Origin of the sequence: Dehalobacter sp. MCB1 (genome assembly GCF_003590275.1) — a bacterium.
GTDB lineage: Bacteria > Bacillota > Desulfitobacteriia > Desulfitobacteriales > Syntrophobotulaceae > Dehalobacter.
Genome location: NZ_LXPC01000017.1, coordinates 46,049 through 64,725 on the forward strand (window position 1 = coordinate 46,049; position 18,677 = coordinate 64,725).

Annotated in this window: 19 protein-coding genes; 3 read left to right on the forward strand and 16 right to left on the reverse strand. The window is 44.8% G+C overall.

Going from position 1 to position 18,677, the window contains the following annotated elements; genetic code table 11:
• Positions 1-96: 96 nt before the first annotated feature.
• The 6 genes from tmk to A7K50_RS12710 form a co-directional block, all read right to left on the reverse strand.
• The gene (gene tmk, locus A7K50_RS12685) at positions 97-717 is read right to left on the reverse strand and encodes a dTMP kinase (RefSeq protein ID WP_119776627.1); all 621 of its coding nucleotides are present in this window, start codon (positions 715-717) and stop codon (positions 97-99) included.
• A 98-nt stretch (positions 718-815) separates the two neighbouring features.
• On the reverse strand, positions 816-1,610 hold the full coding sequence (spo0A, locus tag A7K50_RS12690; RefSeq protein ID WP_026156144.1) for a sporulation transcription factor Spo0A: 795 nt from the start codon (positions 1,608-1,610) through the stop codon (positions 816-818).
• A gap of 290 nt (positions 1,611-1,900) precedes the next feature.
• Positions 1,901-2,089, reverse strand: a complete 189-nt coding sequence (locus A7K50_RS12695) for a ferredoxin (protein WP_015042893.1) — start codon at positions 2,087-2,089, stop codon at positions 1,901-1,903.
• Positions 2,090-2,163: 74 nt separating this feature from the next.
• Complete coding sequence (locus A7K50_RS12700; RefSeq protein WP_119776629.1) at positions 2,164-2,583, reverse strand: hypothetical protein; 420 nt, start codon at positions 2,581-2,583, stop codon at positions 2,164-2,166.
• 194 nt (positions 2,584-2,777) lie between these two features.
• Positions 2,778-3,131: a recombinase gene (locus A7K50_RS12705; RefSeq protein WP_119776630.1), complete on the reverse strand. Its 354-nt coding sequence runs from the start codon at positions 3,129-3,131 to the stop codon at positions 2,778-2,780.
• A gap of 91 nt (positions 3,132-3,222) precedes the next feature.
• A complete protein-coding gene (locus A7K50_RS12710; RefSeq protein ID WP_119776632.1) occupies positions 3,223-5,853 on the reverse strand; it encodes a helicase C-terminal domain-containing protein in 2,631 nt (876 codons plus the stop codon).
• A gap of 218 nt (positions 5,854-6,071) precedes the next feature.
• Between A7K50_RS12710 and A7K50_RS12715 the strand changes: the two genes are divergently transcribed.
• Positions 6,072-6,386: a hypothetical protein gene (locus A7K50_RS12715; protein WP_119776633.1), complete on the forward strand. Its 315-nt coding sequence runs from the start codon at positions 6,072-6,074 to the stop codon at positions 6,384-6,386.
• Here the strand turns inward: A7K50_RS12715 and A7K50_RS12720 are convergent.
• Entirely contained in the window at positions 6,383-6,682 is a 300-nt protein-coding gene (locus A7K50_RS12720; protein WP_119776635.1) for an EscU/YscU/HrcU family type III secretion system export apparatus switch protein, read from the reverse strand. The two genes, A7K50_RS12715 and A7K50_RS12720, sit on opposite strands and share 4 nt — an antisense overlap.
• Positions 6,679-8,109, reverse strand: a complete 1,431-nt coding sequence (locus A7K50_RS12725; RefSeq protein WP_119776636.1) for a hypothetical protein — start codon at positions 8,107-8,109, stop codon at positions 6,679-6,681. The genes A7K50_RS12720 and A7K50_RS12725 overlap by 4 nt, the downstream gene beginning before the upstream one ends.
• A 69-nt stretch (positions 8,110-8,178) precedes the next feature.
• Between A7K50_RS12725 and A7K50_RS12730 the strand changes: the two genes are divergently transcribed.
• Positions 8,179-8,460, forward strand: coding sequence for a hypothetical protein (locus tag A7K50_RS12730; RefSeq protein WP_119776638.1), 282 nt, complete (start codon positions 8,179-8,181; stop codon positions 8,458-8,460).
• Between the two features lie 247 nt (positions 8,461-8,707).
• Positions 8,708-9,220: a flavin reductase family protein gene (locus A7K50_RS12735; RefSeq protein WP_119776640.1), complete on the forward strand. Its 513-nt coding sequence runs from the start codon at positions 8,708-8,710 to the stop codon at positions 9,218-9,220.
• Positions 9,221-9,572: 352 nt separating this feature from the next.
• On the opposite strand, the gene trxA is transcribed toward A7K50_RS12735, so the two are convergent.
• The 8 genes from trxA to A7K50_RS12775 form a co-directional block, all read right to left on the reverse strand.
• Positions 9,573-9,902, reverse strand: a complete 330-nt coding sequence (gene trxA / locus A7K50_RS12740; RefSeq protein ID WP_119776642.1) for a thioredoxin — start codon at positions 9,900-9,902, stop codon at positions 9,573-9,575.
• Positions 9,903-9,960: 58 nt separating this feature from the next.
• Positions 9,961-10,236 carry a metal-sensitive transcriptional regulator gene (locus A7K50_RS12745; RefSeq protein WP_119776644.1) on the reverse strand — a complete coding sequence of 92 codons (276 nt, stop codon included), beginning with the start codon at positions 10,234-10,236 and terminating at the stop codon, positions 9,961-9,963.
• A gap of 269 nt (positions 10,237-10,505) precedes the next feature.
• The gene (aspS, locus tag A7K50_RS12750; RefSeq protein WP_119776645.1) at positions 10,506-12,287 is read right to left on the reverse strand and encodes an aspartate--tRNA ligase; all 1,782 of its coding nucleotides are present in this window, start codon (positions 12,285-12,287) and stop codon (positions 10,506-10,508) included.
• A 10-nt stretch (positions 12,288-12,297) separates the two neighbouring features.
• Positions 12,298-13,569: a histidine--tRNA ligase gene (gene hisS / locus A7K50_RS12755; RefSeq protein WP_119776647.1), complete on the reverse strand. Its 1,272-nt coding sequence runs from the start codon at positions 13,567-13,569 to the stop codon at positions 12,298-12,300.
• Between the two features lie 119 nt (positions 13,570-13,688).
• A complete protein-coding gene (hemZ, locus tag A7K50_RS12760; RefSeq protein WP_119776649.1) occupies positions 13,689-15,317 on the reverse strand; it encodes a coproporphyrinogen dehydrogenase HemZ in 1,629 nt (542 codons plus the stop codon).
• Positions 15,317-15,946, reverse strand: a complete 630-nt coding sequence (locus A7K50_RS12765; RefSeq protein WP_119776650.1) for an MBL fold metallo-hydrolase — start codon at positions 15,944-15,946, stop codon at positions 15,317-15,319. Before A7K50_RS12765 ends, hemZ begins: the two co-directional genes overlap by 1 nt.
• Before the next feature lie 99 nt (positions 15,947-16,045).
• The gene (gene dtd, locus A7K50_RS12770; protein WP_119776652.1) at positions 16,046-16,495 is read right to left on the reverse strand and encodes a D-aminoacyl-tRNA deacylase; all 450 of its coding nucleotides are present in this window, start codon (positions 16,493-16,495) and stop codon (positions 16,046-16,048) included.
• Entirely contained in the window at positions 16,495-18,663 is a 2,169-nt protein-coding gene (locus A7K50_RS12775) for a bifunctional (p)ppGpp synthetase/guanosine-3',5'-bis(diphosphate) 3'-pyrophosphohydrolase (protein ID WP_119776654.1), read from the reverse strand. Before A7K50_RS12775 ends, dtd begins: the two co-directional genes overlap by 1 nt.
• Positions 18,664-18,677 lie beyond the last annotated feature (14 nt).

An 18,677-nucleotide genomic window follows, 5' to 3' on the forward strand; every position in this document is an offset into this window, starting at 1 on the left:
AATTCATTTTTCAGTATTCTATATACATTTAATATGCCAGCCTCAAACAGACTGGCATTCCTTATATTTTGTGTCCTTTTCAAAAATTAATAACACTTACTCCGGGAAATATAATTGGAAAGCCGCAATGATGTCTTTCTGAACCAGCTCCGGCTCCTTTTCCCCATTGATTTCCACAACCGGTTCCCCATTTTTTTGCCACTGTTTGTACAGCTTTTGGTAATTATCTGCAACGTGCCGCAGCGTCTCGCTGTTTTCAAATATTTCAGTCTGGAATCTTCCTGCCGCTATTCTCTTGAGCGATGTTTCCGGGCTTACTTTTATAAATAGTGTAAGGTCTGGTTTCACCGCATATTGATTAATTTCCCCAATCCAGGACTCATCATTTTTCATCCCCTGATACGCAAACGAAGACCATAGATATCTGTCACAGATCACATAATTTCCCTGCTCCAGAGCAGGAATGACCAGATTGTTGTTATGATCAAGCCGGTCGGCAGCAAACAGCAACGCCAGACAGTTGTCACCCACACCATTGATCCGGCCTGAAAGTACCTGACGGATCGTTGTTCCGAGCGGACCCTGGCTTGGTTCTCTGGTCAGAATGGTTTTTACTCCGCACACGGTTTCAAGATATACCTTAAGACGCTCAATCTGCGTTCCTTTACCTGATCCATCGATGCCTTCGAGCACAATGAACTTTCCCTTTGCCTGCATGATCTTCAACTCCTTCAGGATTTATTGTAATCGATTTTAGCGCAAATAAAAAGATGCCTCCTCTCTGAGACATCTTTATACACTAACTGTTCGTTCATTTATCCAACCTTACTCATCACCCGAAGCTTATCGGCGAGCAGTGCAATAAATTCAGAATTGGTAGGCTTCTGACGTTCTATGTTCATCGAATATCCGAAGATCCTCTTCAGTGTTTCCATATGTCCGCGTTCCCAGGCTAGCTCAATAGCATGTCTGATACCTCTTTCCACCCTGCTGGGAGCAGTATTGTATTTCTTAGCAATTGCCGGGTACAGTTCTTTGGTTACAGCCCCGAGTAAAGAAACATCTTCGATTACCATGAGTATTGCATCTCTGATGTACTGATATCCTTTGACATGAGCCGGAATGCCCAGCTGGTGCATCATTGTCGTTACTTCTACGTTGATATTGACCCCTCTTCCGACTGACGCCACCGAAGAACACGTCTGAAGCATCGGGGGATTCGTTACTTCAAGGTCCTGCGTCAGCGTCCTGATGCGTTTCCCCAAAATTTCTAGGTCAAATGGTTTCAGGATAAAATAATCAACTCCCATGACCATGGCCTGATGCGTCAATGTTTCATGCCCGAAGGCCGTTAATAATATGACTTTGGGTTTCCTGACAGATGTTCTGGCATTGATTCTTTCCAGGACTTCCAAACCATCGAGATTGGGCATCACAAGATCCATAATGACGAGATCCGGGTCATGCTTTTGAATCAAATCCCAAGCTTCAAGTCCATTGTAGGCTACGCCAGCGAGCTCAAAGCTATCATCCTTTGAAATATAATCCTGAAGGATCTGACATAGATTTCGATTATCCTCGGCTACAATAATCTTTACCTTTTTTGACATCTCTACATTTCCCCGCTTTATCATATTTTTCCCGGTTCCTTTTTCCGGTAGTATCATTATAAATCAGCGGAGATGTCGAATTCTTAAAAAATAAGGAACACTTTCTAATTTTGGCATTCATTGTAAAGCCCTTGTCCCATCTGTAGGAAACGCTGTTTAAGGGTTATTTTTTTTTCGTTAAAATAAGCCAATTTATTTTTTGTCCTACATATTGTCCCGAACTTCAAGAGAATTTCTGTGTAAATATCAAAGTTTTGTCTTGTTCTGACGAGTTACTGTATCTGTATGTATCAGCTGATGATAATTGCTTCCGTCGGACAACCGTCGGCTGCTTCCTGCGCTGATTCTTCAAGCGTCTCCGGAACCTGTTCCTGACGCGTTACAGCCAATCCGTCATCATCCATTTCAAATATGTCCGGGCAGATTGCAGGACATGCTCCGCATCCGATACAGGCTTCTTTTTCTACATAGGCAATCATGAAGTTCACCCCAAACTATTTTTGTCAATCGTCGATTGTATTGTTCCCGAGATGACTAAAGCTATGCAGATTTTCTATTTGAGACTCATCTCTACGATTTTCAGACCATTGTCCTGTTGCTCCACTGTAATCTGGTAAGCCAGTACTTTTCTTTGATCAATGGATGACCCCGTCGTAATTTCGACAAAATAACTATTTTGCGCAGAAGTGTTTTGAATCTCCACATTTTGAACACTTAAAAATGGATTATCCCGAAACATCTGCTGCAGTATGCTATTTGTAGCTTCGGCCTGTCCGGATGCCAGGGCCGAAGCAAGATCAAATTGCCTGTAATCAAGCTTTTCCCAATATTCTTCAATCACTGCATTTGGATTTGCATAACTTTGCCCATTGGCCATTGCAGAAACTGCAGTATCCGGATTCTGCCACCAGACTATGATGCCAATAAAAAAAATACTGCAGACAAGTATGAAAAAATGCCGGTTCAATAACATAATTTCCCTCCTAGACCTTTTACTATAATATAGGAGGGAAATTGGAAATTCATGACACCAGGGCAATTATTTATTGAAGATTTTTTTCAGAAGATTAAGTACGGACTGAGGCAGTTTGATGTAGTACATTTTCATGGAATTATTCCTCCTTCCAGCACTGCTATCTTGAGAATAATTTATGCAGCAGCTTGATTTTATACAACATGGTAATTTTTAACAGCATCTTCAAGCTGTTTGACTAGTTCGATTTCCTCCGCAGTTTTTGCCGTGAAATAAAGTTTTCCTACGATTGCCGTCAGCATTTTTAAAACATCTTCAAAGGTCAGTTTATCTGTGAGCGCTAATTTTTCACTTGTTTCAATCATGGCAATCCCAAATTGATGTCCGACACCGTCTTTCATCATCTTCGTACAGGATTTTCCCAACAGCTTCATGACGAGTGCAGCTTCCTGTGTATCGAGCTGCCGTACAGCATCAATAGTCGTATAAAATCCCTGGACGATCCTAACGCCAACATTGGACCAATCTACCGGCTGAACCATTTCCATTCCTCCTCAAAAAAATAACCTGTGCCTTACTATATGCACAGGTTAGATGAGGGGTGAAATCAGTTCTTGAATATTAAGGGCCTTACCCCTTTCATTTGCCCGTTTTGGGGTATCTGGACCGATAAATCTTTTGGAGGACATGCTCCGAACTTCCCTGATAAAAAGAAGTAATCGGCAGCGCCTGCAGAAAATATCGACCATACCTTTTTTTGATAATCCGGTCATCTAAAACAATCACAACGCCTTTATCCTCTCTCGTTCGGATTAAACGTCCAAAACCCTGCTTGAAGCGAATAATTGCTTCAGGCAAATTTAACGCATAAAACGGATCAAATCCCTGACTTTCCAATAGGCGGGCCTTTGCTTCCAGAATAGGCGTATCCGGCGGCCAAAACGGAAGTCTGACCATGATTACACAACGCAGCATGTCCCCGGGAAGATCGATGCCTTCCCAAAAGCTATTCGTTCCAAGCAGGACACTACTGCTGTTCTGCATAAACTTCTGTAAAAGTTCTTCCCTGGTGCCGTCAATCCCCTGGGCCAGCACATTCAGGTGCCGGCAGCATTCTTCATTCTCTAACAAGTGGTATACCCGCTGCAAATATCGGTGGGAAGTAAATAATACCAGTGTACCTCCCTCCAGCTCTTCGGCAATTTTCCCAATAAATGAAGCTGTCTTTTCTGCAAGGCTATCCTCAGGTAGATTTACAGATAAGTTATTGACAACACAGAAAACCATTTGTTTTTCATAATCAAACGGTGAATCCAGCTTCAGGCTGATATAGTCCTCTACGCCGATATCCCTGGTCAAATACGTAAAATCCTCACCGACACTTAAGGTGGCAGAAGTTAAAACCGTACAATTATTCTTACTGAATATTTTTTTATTTAAAAGCGGAGCTACATTGATTAGCGTGTTTTTTAAATAGACTGTATTGCTTTTCTCGAGATAGGTTACGCGATCCACTTCACTTTTGCTGATGATTTTACCTAATCCGTCAACGATTAGGGCAAGTTCATTTTTTATTCTGCTAATCTCATATCTGGTTTCTTCCAGCTGTTCACTTTCAAGAGCCAAAAAGGAATTAATTCGATCCAGCACCTCCACTAAGCCTTTAAACCTGATGATCAGATTTTCCGAGGCCAACAGGATCATCTGTAAGATATCTTCGCTGACCTTTTCAGGATCTAAGCGAAGACTGAACTGCCGGCCAAGAACGCTTTGCAGCATGCTGAAAAGTTCCCGGGCCTGATCCGCAGCCGCCCCGCAGCGATCCGGAATCTCTTCAAGATTGCTTTTGAAATAGGTCCAGTTGAAGGCAGGAAAGACCTCTGCCCAAACAATATAATTCTTTTTCAGATAAGCGAATAGATTTCCTTTCCCGCCATAGATACTATCCGTCAACCTGATCATCTGTTCTAGGCAAATCTCAAATCCAAGTTGTTTGAGCGCAGTCTGGTAAATATTATGCGCCTCATCGATGATAAGATTACTATATTCCGGTAAAATCTTATGATTCGTTTTGATGTCGGCAAGAAGCAAGGAGTGATTAATCACAAGAACATCAGCAGCCTCTGCTCTCTTCCTGGCGTTATAAAGGTAACAACGCGAAGTAAAAGAACACTCTCCGGGTTGACAGGCCGGATTATCCGCAGCAAATTTTCGGTAAATTGGAACGAAACTTTGATTATTCGGCAGTTCTCCAAAATCCCCAGTTTTCGTTTCAGAAGCCCAAGAAAAAAATGCGGCCTGCCGGAGTTGTTCATCCTGGGTTAGATAATCAGTAAACAGCGATTCCTGATATAGGCATTTCAGACACAAATAATTGCTCTTACCCTTAAGCAGCGCTGTTTTAAATGGAAAAGGCAGGAATCTCTGCAACAGCGGAAGGTCTTTGCTGAAGAGCTGCTCCTGCAAAGTGATGGTGTGGGTTGCAACAATCACCTTCTGCTGATGCCTTTTGGACCACCAGAGTGCCGGAATCAGATAGGCAAGCGTTTTCCCTGTTCCTGTACCAGCTTCAATCACAACATCTGTCGCTTCGGTAAACCCTTTTAGGATCTCAGCGGCCATCACGGTTTGAATCTCTCTGTTTTCAAACCCTGGAATCATGCTGGCGAGTAAGCCGTCCTGACCGAAACACTCCACAGCCCAAGCCGGCGAATCAGGAATTTCAGCGAAATCGTCCGGACCGGGGCTAAAAAGATTTTGTACCGACTCTCCCTGATAGGGTGCAATACGGATGGGCCTGTCCGGATACGTCCGTACGATTTCCTTTTTTAATTGGGTTAGCACAGGCTGACAGGAAAGACCTTTTGTATATTCTTCCAACTTGCTCAAGAAACCCAGATCCGTCTTCAATCCTTTTTTCCAGCACTGCAGAAGCAGGTCTCGGGTCAGTCGAACCTCTTTTTGGACCGGTGAAAAAAACCTGCGGTGTTTCTTTATCTTAAGTTTATCGGTTATCTCCTCTAAACTTTGCTGGCTGACTATTGGGAAAAAAACTGCGGCAAGTTCCTGAACCTCAATCACGTTCTGGTTTAGATTAATATCAAAATATTTTATTAAATCAGGCAGGATTTTCTTCTGCTCATAAACAAATATAAGGGTATCATGGGTAAAATCTTCAAGACTTTTTTTATACCGCTCCATCCTGCTTGGGTCTTCACCTTCGCCCTGGAACGAAAACATCAGATATTTGGGGAGTGCCCCTTTTCCCAAGCGCAGAGCCACCAGGTACCCACGTTCTGAGGGAGTACCAGGACGTATTAGAGATAGGATGACACAAGCCTGATTCAATCAGCCGAGCTCCCTTCAAAAAAAATAATTTACTTAACCATAAATCGTAACATTCCTAATAAACTAAATACTGAGAAGATCATGAAGAAAACTGTATAGTGCCAAATCAATCAAATCATACGAATTACAGGAGGAAAAGGATGAAGCCAATCTATTTGCAAACGGATTTCCCCGGCGGCCGCTCTCACATCTTGATCAGGGATCTCGCCTCAGCTAATACGGAACTGCATCATTATATTTTATTTTTGACGAATAAAGGGAAGCTCTGGATTGATGTTTTTTGGCCGCATGACGAGGAATCCGAAGAGTATACGGTCAGTATCTCTGAAGAAAAATTCTGGCATACTTTCCGCGAGTGGCGTTTGCATGGACTCGTCCTGGGCAGCAATGAACGAGTAGCCGAAATATTTGCCCAAAAGAATTTAAATAAGAGGACTAAGCCAAAATCAGTTTAAGGCGTATCCTTCTTCGTCCCCTTCATTTTATCCAAGCGATAAATAAAAGCTAGTACTTCGGCAACCGCCTGATAGAGTTCGGGCGGTATTTCTTTGGACAGCTCTACCTGCATTAAGGCTTCTACAAGGGTGTCGTCATTTTGGACCGGAATGCCCTGCTCTTCGGCCAATTCAATTATTTTTTTGGCCATATGCCCTTCCCCTTTGGCGACAATCCTCGGAGCACCAACATGATCATAGGCCAGGGCAGCGGCTTTTTTAATATTTTTTTTATTATTTGGACTTTCCCTTTTCATCCTTTGATATCCACCCCTGAAAAGTTTTTTCCAGTTAGAAAATGCACAAACTGGGGAAATTCATCGTAGGTCTTTAACGATAGCTTTTCTAAAGATAAGCCAATATCCGCGAAGTTCTGCTTGATTTGATCATAGAGATCTTCAATCAGCGAATTCAGCTCCTCGGGATGATCGTTTAAGAGGCAGATATGGAGTTTGTTGTCGTAAAGCGTAAGGTCGGCTCCGAGCAGGTCAAGGTGTTCCGTCTCGACCTGCAGCGCGAGATGGCAGTGTTCAATATCCATTTTATGGCCTTTACGAGAACTCTCCACTGCAAGCGAACAATTATATAGCTCATTGTTATTCTGCAGCGGGATATGCATAAGCAAATAGGCGGTATTTTCTTTATTCCCGGTCTGGATCCAGATTTGCTGTCCGCTAATCTCATCCAGAAAACTCTTCAGTGCGCTTTTTTCTGGAGAGACAGAATCTTCTGCCAGCGCGTTTAAGAGCATTGTTTTTACATTTTCAGTTTGTTCTGCTTCCCAACCGGCGTTATTCTTTAATTTGAGCAGCAGCTGATTCTCGTGCTCGAGCCCGAGGCTTTTGAAATAATGCAGGATGTTTTCAAACTGCTCACCGTTGGTGTCCTCCCACTTCGGGATGATTTTCCAAAGCTGGTCTGCAAGCGTGTTGAGTGGGGATTTCTGGTCTATTGAACTTTGACTCGTTGAACTTTGATTTGTTGAGCTCTGGTTTGCAGAATTCTGATCCGATAGCATCGTTTTAAGAACACTGCTGTTTTGCTGATTCAGATATTTTGCCAGAACCACAGAGATCTCAGGGGTCAGGTTGATCCCCCTGTTTAGAATCGTTGTGATCTGCTCCAGGGTTAATCGAAGCGCCTGTCCGGCTACCTGGCTGGATGCCTGTCCTGCGCCGGTATTTGTCTCCTGCGGCGCTGTCCTGGAAGCTATCTTGCTCAATAGTTTACTCTGGTTTTTTCCTTCCCTCAAAATCATCCATAGCTTATCAGCAGCCTGGTATAATATTTCAGGTGGAGCACTCTTGCTGCCTGTTGCCGTGTTCTGATTGACCATGTTGTTGACTAGAAAGTCCGCTTCTTCGGCTGAAAGACCAAATCCTTTGCTGATCATTGAAGACAGCTGCTCCGCAGACAAACTGCTCAGCTGGCCGGTACTCTGGCTAACCCGGCTCAAAACAACGCCTTCCGTATTGACCTCTTTGACGACCGCCAGAAATCTTTCACCTTCCATAAACTGCGGTTCCAGCTGGGCTTTAATTTTTTGCCCGGCAATGGAGATGAGTCCTTCCTGATTTCCATTTCTACTGATAATTTCCACTGGAAGAAGCTGGCCGGTTTTCAATTGTGTAAAATCTATTGAAGAAGAAATCTTGCCAATACTCTGGATATTGTTTATGATCATTAGAGACTCCCTCGCAGAAAAATCTGCTGTAATAATGATAACAAAAATTATCATAATAGAATTAAAGGAATGATTGTGTTGAGTATCTTTGAAACGATTATGCTGTTATGTTTTGGTTCTGCCTGGCCTTTTTCGATCTACTCGTCCTACAAAGCCAGAACTGCGAAAGGAAAAAGCCTTTTTTTCCTGGTTGTATTGCTTATCGGCTATTTATCCGGCATCCTGCACAAGATGATTTATTCGTTCGATTATGTCATTATACTATATATCCTGAATTTTTGCCTGATCGCAGTTGATACAGGGCTTTATTTTAGGAATAAACGGTTGGATGCATTAAGGAATTTTGAATAATACGGGGGAAGTCTGCATGCCACAATACCCGCGTGCCATGGATGGCTCAATCCTTAAAAAGTCCGCGCTTCGCATCGTGCTCCGCTCGCAGCGGAACTGTGGCACACAGACTGATCTCGCTTAAAGCACGTTTGTTATGTAATATCCCGTTCATTTATGTAGTAGAATATTGAATGTCTTAATTGTAGGTTACCAACGTCTTATTTGGATAATAAGACAAAAATAAATATCAATAGGAGATATTGTGATGAATAATGAATTTAAGCTAGTGAAACCTGAGCAGTTAACGGATAACCCCTTTAATCTGGTCGGAAAGGACTGGATGCTGATTACGGCGGGAAATATGGAAAAGTATAATATGATGACGGCCAGCTGGGGCGGATTCGGGGTACTGTGGAATAAAAAAGTATGCTTTTGTTTTGTCCGTCCTTCGCGTTATACTTATCAGTTTATGGAAGAAAATGATACTTTCACGCTTTCTTTTTTTGAAGAAAACTATCGAAAGGCTTTATCTTTCTGCGGAGCAAATTCCGGAAGAGATGTGGACAAAACAGCCGCTACAGGGATTACACCCGTTGAAAGCCCGTTTGGATCCGTCTATTTTAAGGAAGCTAGACTGGTTATGGAATGTAAAAAACTCTATTATCAGGATTTGGACCCGAGCCATTTTCTTGATCCGGCAATTGAAAGTAACTATAAGCAGAATGATTATCACCGTGTTTACGTTGGTGAAATCATTCGGTGCTATGCTAAAAATTAAGTTTAACTCAATGAGGCGCTTCAATTATCAGGGGCGTCATATCTTTTTTCTGGGTGTTGTAGCCTCGTACAGCGCAGAATGCGCCGCTCACACATGAGTTGTCAAACAATCCAGTGGAATATTTAACAACTCACCATCTCGCAAACAAGACCCTCGCTAACATGTCAAAACCTCTGGGCTTTACAATAAGTCATCGCACCTTGCCATCCGGCACCGCGACAGTGGCCATCCGTGGCCTGAAACCGTTGACATGTCTTAACGCGAGGATTCCTTTATGTCTTACATAAAAGGCCTATCCCAAATTCGCCACCGGTGGCGAGTTTGGGATAGGCCTGGCCGTATATCTTTCTAATTACAATTTCGCTTCAATAGCCTTTACAAGATCCGATTTTCCTCTGAAACCGACGATCGTATCAGCAATTTTACCGTTTTTAATCAGCAGCAGTGTCGGAATACTCATTACGCCGTATTTCTGGGCGATTTCCCCCTGCTCATCGACATTTAATTTGCCGATGGTTACTTTACCTGCATATTCATCTGCCAGTTCTTCCACTACAGGAGCTATCATTCTGCAAGGTCCGCACCAGGCAGCCCAAAAATCGACCAATACCAGCTGGCTTGAACTGAGTACATCACTCTGCCAATTCTCAGCAGTAAATGTTTTGACATTAACACCTGCCATCTTAAATCCCTCCGTTCTTAACGTCACCATAGAAAAAGACTTTTGTTTGTCCAAAAGATTAATGGACAAACCGGTTCAACAAAACAATCAGATCATCCAGGGCTTTATCATTTTCCGTTTCGAGCGCATCTTTCAAGCAGGTTCTGGAGTGCTCTTCAAAAATCATAATGCCAACCTTATTGATTGCTGCCTTGACTGCGGCAACCTGAACCAAAACATCAGAACAGCATTTTTCTTCATCAAGCATACGCTGCAACCCCTTGACCTGTCCCTCAATCCGTTTCAATCGGATCATGATATCGTTTCTCGGTTCCTTTTTTTTCTTTGGTTCCATCTTACCCCTTACCCCTATACCCTACCCGGGTATTTTCTAAGGTTATTATATGATCCGTCTGGCTATTCTGTCAAGAGGCTTTGCAGAATATTTCTGGACATTTCAGGATATTCAAAGATATTGCATAGGCTTTGCCGGGTATGAAATATATTATGCCTGTTTTTATGAATAATAAACCAGCAAAGCCCTTATCGAAAGTTCTATTAATGAGATAAGATGAATTAAATTAAATTGAATTGATGGGGAATTATTGATAAATAATTAAAAGACTAATTAGAAGTCTGTTTTGCTTTTAGGTCCAATTTAATATGAAGCTCTTTGAGTTGGCTGTCCACAACCGGTGAAGGCGTCTGGGTCAACAGGCATGAAGCACTCTGGGTCTTCGGGAATGCGATGACATCGCGGATATTGTCCCGTCCGGAAAGAATCATCGTAAGTCTATCTAGCCCAAACGCAATTCCCCCATGGGGTGGTGTGCCATATTCGAACGCCTCAAGCAGATAGCCAAATTTTTCTTTGGCCTCTTCACTGCTCAAACCAATCAGGTCAAAGATCTTTTCCTGAACATCCCTTTGGTGAATCCGGATGCTTCCTCCGCCAAGTTCCATTCCGTTCAGGACCATGTCATAAGCCTTTGCTCTTACCTTCAGCGGATCAGAATCCAGGAGAGGAATATCTTCATTCATCGGACTGGTAAACATATGGTGAATCGCCACATAGCGTTTTTCTTCCTCATCATATTCCATGAGCGGGAATTCCGTAACCCAAAGACAGTTAATCCTATCTTCCCGGATAAGCTCCATCCGTTTGGCCAGCTCTAGTCTTAAGTTCCCAAGCGCATTATGAACGACGGATTCCTTATCGGCAACGAAGAATAGGATGTCTCCGGTTTCTGCTCCCATCGCAGCCAGCAGTGCGTTAATTTCCTTTTCGGTGAAGAACTTCAGAATCGGTGATTTCATTCCTTCGGGATCCATCACGATGTAGGCAAGTCCTTTGGCTCCGTAAATGCTGACAAACTTAGTGAGCGCGTCAATTTCTCTTCGCGGCATGCCGGCACATCCTTTGGCGCAGATCCCTTTAACCCTGCCGCCCTTCGCGATAACGTCGGCAAATACTTTAAATCCGGAATCTTTAACGACCGGAGCCACATCGATCAATTCCATGGCAAAGCGGGTATCCGGTTTGTCCGAACCATAGCGTTCCATCGCCTCCTGATAGGTCAGCCGCGGAATGGGGAGCGGGATATCAATACCTTTAATCTCCCTGAAGATCTTGGCAATCAGATTCTCCATCATCGGCAGAAGGTCTTCAATCTCAATAAAGGACATCTCCAAGTCGAGCTGGGTAAATTCCGGCTGGCGGTCCGCGCGCAAATCTTCATCACGGAAGCAGCGAGCAATCTGATAATATTTTTCCATACCGGCGACCATCAACAGCTGTTTAAAGATCTGCGGCGATTGGGGTAGACCATAAAATGTTCCCTGATTCACACGGCTTGGAACAAGATAGTCTCTGGCCCCTTCTGGTGTCGACTTAGCCAGAATCGGCGTTTCAATTTCCAGGAACCCCTCAATGTCCAGAAAATCACGCATGATTTTCATGACCTTGTGTCTGATCTTAAAGATGTTCTGCATTTCGGTTCGGCGGAGGTCAAGATAGCGGTGTTTCAGCCTGACACTTTCATCGACATCCACATTGTCCTGGATGTAGAAAGGCGGAGTTTTCGCTTTATTGAGTATTTCGAGGTTTTCGATCACAACTTCAATTTCTCCGGTAACCATATTCGGATTTTCTGAACCTTCAGGTCTCACCCGAACGAGACCTTCGGCCTTTATCACATACTCCGAGCGGAGCTTTTCAGCCTGATTAAAAGCGTTTGCAGGCATATCCGGGTTGAAGACAATCTGGACAATGCCAGACCTGTCGCGCAAATCAACAAAAATGACGCCTCCATGGTCCCTTCTGGTTTGAACCCAACCCAACAACTTTACTTTTTCGCCTGCGTTTTTCCTGTTCAGCGTACCCGCTCCGATTCTTTCTGCTAACATTGATATCCTCCTACATTTCACATTTCGTATGCTTCAACAAAAAAGCTTTGATTTGATCCATCGGGATTTCCTGTTGATCTCCCAGCCGCATATCGCGGACAATCACCATTTTTCGGGACAGCTCATCGTCACCCAGTATTAATACATAGCGGGCCTGTTCCCGGTCTGCATATTTAAGCTGACCTTTAAGTCCTTTTCCCAGAAGGTCCATAACTGCCGGCAGCCCAGCCTGCCGCAGATCACCTAAAAGCCTGAACCCTTCCTGTCTGGCCGCCTCACCCAGAGCTGCAATCACGACCGGCGCTTCAACCTCAGGCATCATTTCAACATTCTGCTTTTCCATGACACTCAGGATACGTTCCAGTCCCATGGCAAAACCAATTCCCGGTGTGGCCGGCCCGCCGATTTCCTGGACAAGACCGTCATAACGCCCGCCACCGCAAATCGCATTCTGGGCGCCGATACCTTCAGCCGTGACTTCAAAGGCTGTTTTTTGATAATAATCCAGCCCGCGAACCATTCTGGGATTAATCCGGTACGCAACCCCAGCGATTTTTAAATATTCCTGAATCTTCGCGAAATGGTCCGCACAGTCTACGCAGAGTGTATCCAGGGTCGTCGGCGCATTCTCCGTCAGCTTTTGACAGGAACTGTTCTTACAGTCTAAAATTCGCATTGGATTTTTGATAAAGCGGTTCTGGCAATCCGGACAAAGATCATCTTTGCGTTCCTGCAGGAATTCCTGCAGCCTAATCCTGTGCTCAGCCCGGCACGTCGGACAACCCACGGAATTGATCTCAACAACGAGTCCCTTAAGGCCGATCCTGCCAAAAAAATCCCAGATCAGACAGATGATTTCAGCATCGACAAGTGGATCCTCTCCACCGAGCACCTCTGCTCCGAACTGGTGGAATTGCCGGAAGCGTCCGGCCTGGGACTTCTCATAGCGGAACATCGGGCCGAGGTAATACATTTTGACTGGCTGCTGCAGCGCATAAAGCTTGTTCTCGGTATACGCCCTGCAGACGGAAGCCGTCCCTTCCGGACGCAGTGTGATGGATCTCTGCCCTTTATCCATAAAGGTATACATTTCTTTATTGACAATATCCGTTGTCTCTCCGACGCCGCGCTGAAAAAGTTCGGTCGCCTCAAAGACCGGTGTTCTGATTTCTTTATATCCATACTCGGAACAAATCTTCCGGATTTGTTCTTCGAGAAACTGCCACTTTTCTATGGTACCCGGAATGATATCCTGTGTACCTTTCGGCCGTTGAATCGACATGATCATTTCCTCCTGCACAACGGTAGATCACCAGATCATCCGGCGTGTCCAATCTAAAAAATAAGCTTATCTATTATAACACAATTATCCTTCAGTCTCATCAGGATTCCTGTATTTTTTCATAAAACAGGCAAAAAATCTGTCAATGATTGCTTTATTTTTTGGTGGACCTGCATCAGTTGGTCCTCATAACACTGCAGGTCCAGCGGATGATACATATTCTCGTGGCCGGAACCCCTCTTCCGTATTTTGCTGACGCTGCCTGCACCAAGACCAATGATGTTTTGCTGCTCTTCAATCATCGCAATATTATAGCGGCATTCTTTACCCCGAAGGGCATAGCCAATATTCTCAAGGTTACCGGCAATATACTTTTGTCGGTACAGATAATACGGAATATATCCGTGCTTTTGAATCCTGCGGTGGACTTCGCGCTGAATATCCTGCCAATCTTTAGAATCTTCGCGGTTTGAAGCCGAATGGTTCTCCCAGGCTGCAGAACCTCGTTTCAGCGCCAGGGCATGGACGGTAATGTTATCCGGTTGCAAAGCCAGTACTTTTTCCACACTGTCCAGGACTTCCTCGGATCCTTCACCCGGCAGTCCAAGGATCAAATCCATATTGATCACCCAGTCGGAAACTTCTCTGGCTAGAAGAAAACACTCCCGGATATCGGCGGCCGTATGCCTGCGTCCAATCACGGGCAGCGTTGCCTCCTGCATGGTCTGAGGGTTAACGCTTATTCGGCTCACCCCAAAATTCTTCATGACTGTCAGTTTAGTATGGTCAATCGTATCCGGTCTACCGGCCTCAACAGAATATTCACACCGCTCAGCCTGTGGAATCTCGTCACGGATGGTTTCCAGCAGCATTTGCAGGTCGGCGGCGCTTAGTACCGTCGGTGTCCCACCACCGATATAAAGGCTATCGGCCTTCATACCCAGCCCCTGCATCATTTTCCCGGTTAGTTTGACTTCCTTCTTCAGAGCTTTCAGATAGCGGCAAAGCTGTCCGCTCTGCTTCCCAGCCAGGGAATTGGACGGAAATGAGCAGTAGAAACAGCGGGACGGACAAAAGGGTATCGCAAGATAAACGCCGGCAAAATGCTCGGCTTCTTTCATCGTTTGACGGAAAGGCTGCTGAACCTGTTCGATCTGGTGAAGCAGGCTCACCTTTTCCTGGTCAACAAGGTAAAGTTCTCGCAGGACTTTATTCTTTTGTTCTTCGTCATATCCGAGATCGGTCATCTTACCAATGATTTTTCCGGGCCGTATACCGGTCAGGATTCCCCAGGGAAGCGTGCTCCCGGTATATTCGGATAAAAACAGACATAAACCTCTTTTTAAAATGATCTGAGGCAGCGGTTCTTTTCCGGGAAGCTGCAGTCCGTTGAAATCATTCGCTGATCCCGAATGTACTGTCCTCGTATACTTTTCTCCAGTCGTTCTGTCTGTCAGGCAGATTTCAAAAGCCTTTCCCAGGGAAGTATCGCTGGAATCTATAACGATGCAAAAAGCTTCAGCATCAGACCGTTTATGATCAACGGCAGACTGTATAATTCCAGCATCAGATCGAACGGCTGCTGATTGCATGTCATTCGGCAGTACGTCGGACAATAACTCGCCTGCCATATAGTTTTTGCCTGTTCTAAGCTTTTTACCTGGAAAAAAAGCTGCTATGATTTGTGAGCAGCTGGTTAACATTTTAGGATCAATTGTGGAACTGTAAATGAGAATACTTTCCTCCATCAGGCCAGGTCTCCGCTAATATATGGATTTCTAGCCCTTTCCCGGCCAATGGATGTAAAGGATTCATGTCCGGGATAAACCAGGATTTGATCGTCCAAAACCATTAGCTTATCATTGATACTGTTAAGAAGTTTATGAAAGTCCCCCCCGGGAAGATCCGCTCTGCCGATTGAACAGTCAAAGAGCGTGTCCCCGCTGAATAGCACACCATCCGACAGCAGACAGATGCCGCCCGGTGTATGCCCCGGCGTATGGATAACTTTCATTTGGACTTTACCAATAAAGAATTCCTGATCGTCTTCCAACAGTATTTCAGCTGGAGACATCACGTAGTCCCTGCTGAACATTCTGGAAAGGTTTTTCTGGGGATCCGTCAACATCCCTGCATCCTCCCTGTGGATGGCGACGTCAGCATGCAGGGTTTTCCTCAATTCTTCAGCTGCCCCGATATGGTCATAATGTCCGTGCGTCAAGATGATCCGCTCGACCTTCAGGTTATGCCTTTTCAGCAAATCCTTGATTATCATACTTCCCGATCCTGGGTCGATGATTACAGCCTTTTTAGTCTGGTCGCAAGCCAGTACGTAGCAGTTCACACCCAAGACAGGCGTCACAATTCTTTCAATCACGTGATATCGCCACCTCTATATAATATATACTTCCATCAATATACTGACTAACCCGAGCAAAGCTAATTTGATACCGTGTTTACGAATCAATCAGCTAGTTTAAAACTGTTTCTTGCTGTCCAGCAACAGCGTAACTGGTCCGTTGTTAACCAGTTCGACGTCCATGTCGGCCTGAAAAAGGCCCGTTTCAACCTTAATTCCAGTTTTTTGAAGATATTCTGTCAGGCTTTCAAACATTGCTTTGGCTGTTTCCGGAGGAGCTGCCTCAGAAAAGCTAGGCCTCCTGCCCTTCCGGCAGTCACCTAACAAAGTAAACTGGGACACGAGCAGTAGTTCTCCGCCGATATCGGCTACCGACAGATTCATTTTGGCCTGATCGTCTTCAAATACTCTTAAATTTAGTATTTTATCAGCAAGCCACTTGACATCATCCGTGTCGTCTTCCTGTCCGATCCCGATTAAAACCATGAGTCCTGCCCCAATCTGGCCTACAGTCTGATTCTCAACCCGTACAGCTGCGCTTTTAACCCTCTGAACAACACCCCGCATCAAGTGTTTCCTCCGCCCTGAATTCTCTCGACTACGGTAATATCTTTGACTTTACGGAACTTGTTAAGAACATAATTTAAATGGTCGAGGCTTTTCACTTCGATTCTCAGACGGATATGCGAGACGCGGTCTTTGCCTACCCGGGCACTCATTCCGAGCATGTGGGTCCGTGTTTCGGTGATTACGTTCATAATGTCGCTGACCAAACCCACGCGGTCCAGACCGATAGCCTCGATATCTACAGGATAAATTGACTCGACAGCGGCTTCCCATTCAACCTCAACGATCCGCTCCTGCTCTTCTGCCGTAAGTCCGATGAGCTCTGAGCAGTCTGCCCTGTGAATTGATACACCGCGGCCTCTCGTTATATAGCCGATGATCGGATCTCCGGGAAGCGGGTTGCAGCACCGGGAAAACCGGATCAGGATATTGTTTACCCCTTTGACCGATACTCCCTGAGAATGCTTCACCGGGTGCTTGTGTTCTGTCTGAATCGGAAAAAGCGGTGTTTTCAACTCTTCTTTCAGAATTTCTTCCTTTAAACGACCCAGGGCTTTTTTAAAAGTAATCGCGCCATCACCCATTGCTGCATATAAATCATCAATGTTGTTGAAGCTGAAGCTCTTGGCTAATTTGATCATGTTTTCTAATTTTAAGGCTATTGACGGTTCAAGACCAAGTTTCCTAGCTTCACGCTCGAGGCCTTCACGTCCTCTGATAATATTCTCTTCTCTTTTTTCTTTCTTAAACCATTGACGGATCCTGTTTTTAGCCTGAGAGGTCTTTACGAGACAGACCCAGTCCCTGCTTGGGCCGGTGGGCGTCCTGGTTGTCAGAATCTCGACAATATCCCCGTTTTTCAATTTGGTGTCAAGTGGAACAATCCTTCCGTTGATTTTGGCACCGATACAGCTATGGCCGACATCCGTATGAACCCGGTACGCAAAATCGATCGGACAGGAATCGGCCGGCAATTCAACGACATCACCTTTAGGCGTAAACACAAATACAGTATCCGCAAACAAGTCTATTTTCAGCGATTCCATAAATTCGCCGGCATCGTCCTTGGAGTCATGCTGTACTTCCAGGAGCTGGCGGATCCAGGATAGTTTCTGTTCAAAATTACTCTCAATTTTTTTGCCTTCTTTGTATTTCCAGTGGGCAGCAATCCCGTATTCAGCCGTCCGGTGCATCTCCCAGGTTCGGATCTGGATTTCAAACGGGTCCCCGTGGTTTCCGATTAATGTGGTATGCAGGGACTGGTACATATTCGGTTTCGGCATCGCAATATAATCTTTAAACCTTCCGGGAATAGGCTTCCATAGGGTGTGAATAACCCCCAGTGCTCCGTAACAGTCATTGACGGTTTTGACAATGACCCGGACTGCCGTCAAATCAAATATTTCACTCAGATCTTTGTTCTGATCGAGCATCTTTTTATAGATACTAAAGAAATGCTTCGGACGGCCGGCAATATCGGCTTCAATTCCGACTTCATCGAGCCTGACTTTAAGCTGTTCGATCACCTCATCGATCTGTTCCTGTCTTTCTTTTCTCTTTAAAGAAATACCTTCAACTAAATCGTAATATTCCTGCGAATGCAAATAGCGAAAAGCGAGATCTTCCAGCTCCCACTTGATCCGGAATATCCCGAGCCTATTGGCTAAGGGCGCGTAGATCTCGATCGTCTCCTGCGCAATTTCCTTTTGTTTAGATTCAGACTGATATTTCAGGGTCCGCATATTGTGCAGGCGGTCGGCCAGCTTGATTAAAATAACCCGAATATCCTTGGCCATCGCCAGAAACATTTTCCTTAAGTTCTCAACCTGGACTTCAACCTTGCTCTTGTACGAAATTTTGCCGAGCTTGGTTACCCCATCGACGAGCCCCGCAACTTCATCGCCAAAATTCTTACGGATATCTTCAAGTGTCCTGTTCGTATCTTCAGCAACATCATGCAGCAGCGCAGCAATGATCGTCGAATCGTCCATCTCCAATTCCGCAAGAATCGAAGCGACTTCCAGCGGATGATAGATATACTTTTCGCCGGAATTGCGGAGTTGGCCGCGATGGGCAAGTTCCGCATATTCATAGGCCTCTTCAATTTTCTCCAGGTTGTATTGCGCATTATTGGAAATCAATGTTTCCTTCAGTTGTTGAAAATTCATTAAGCCACCTCTGG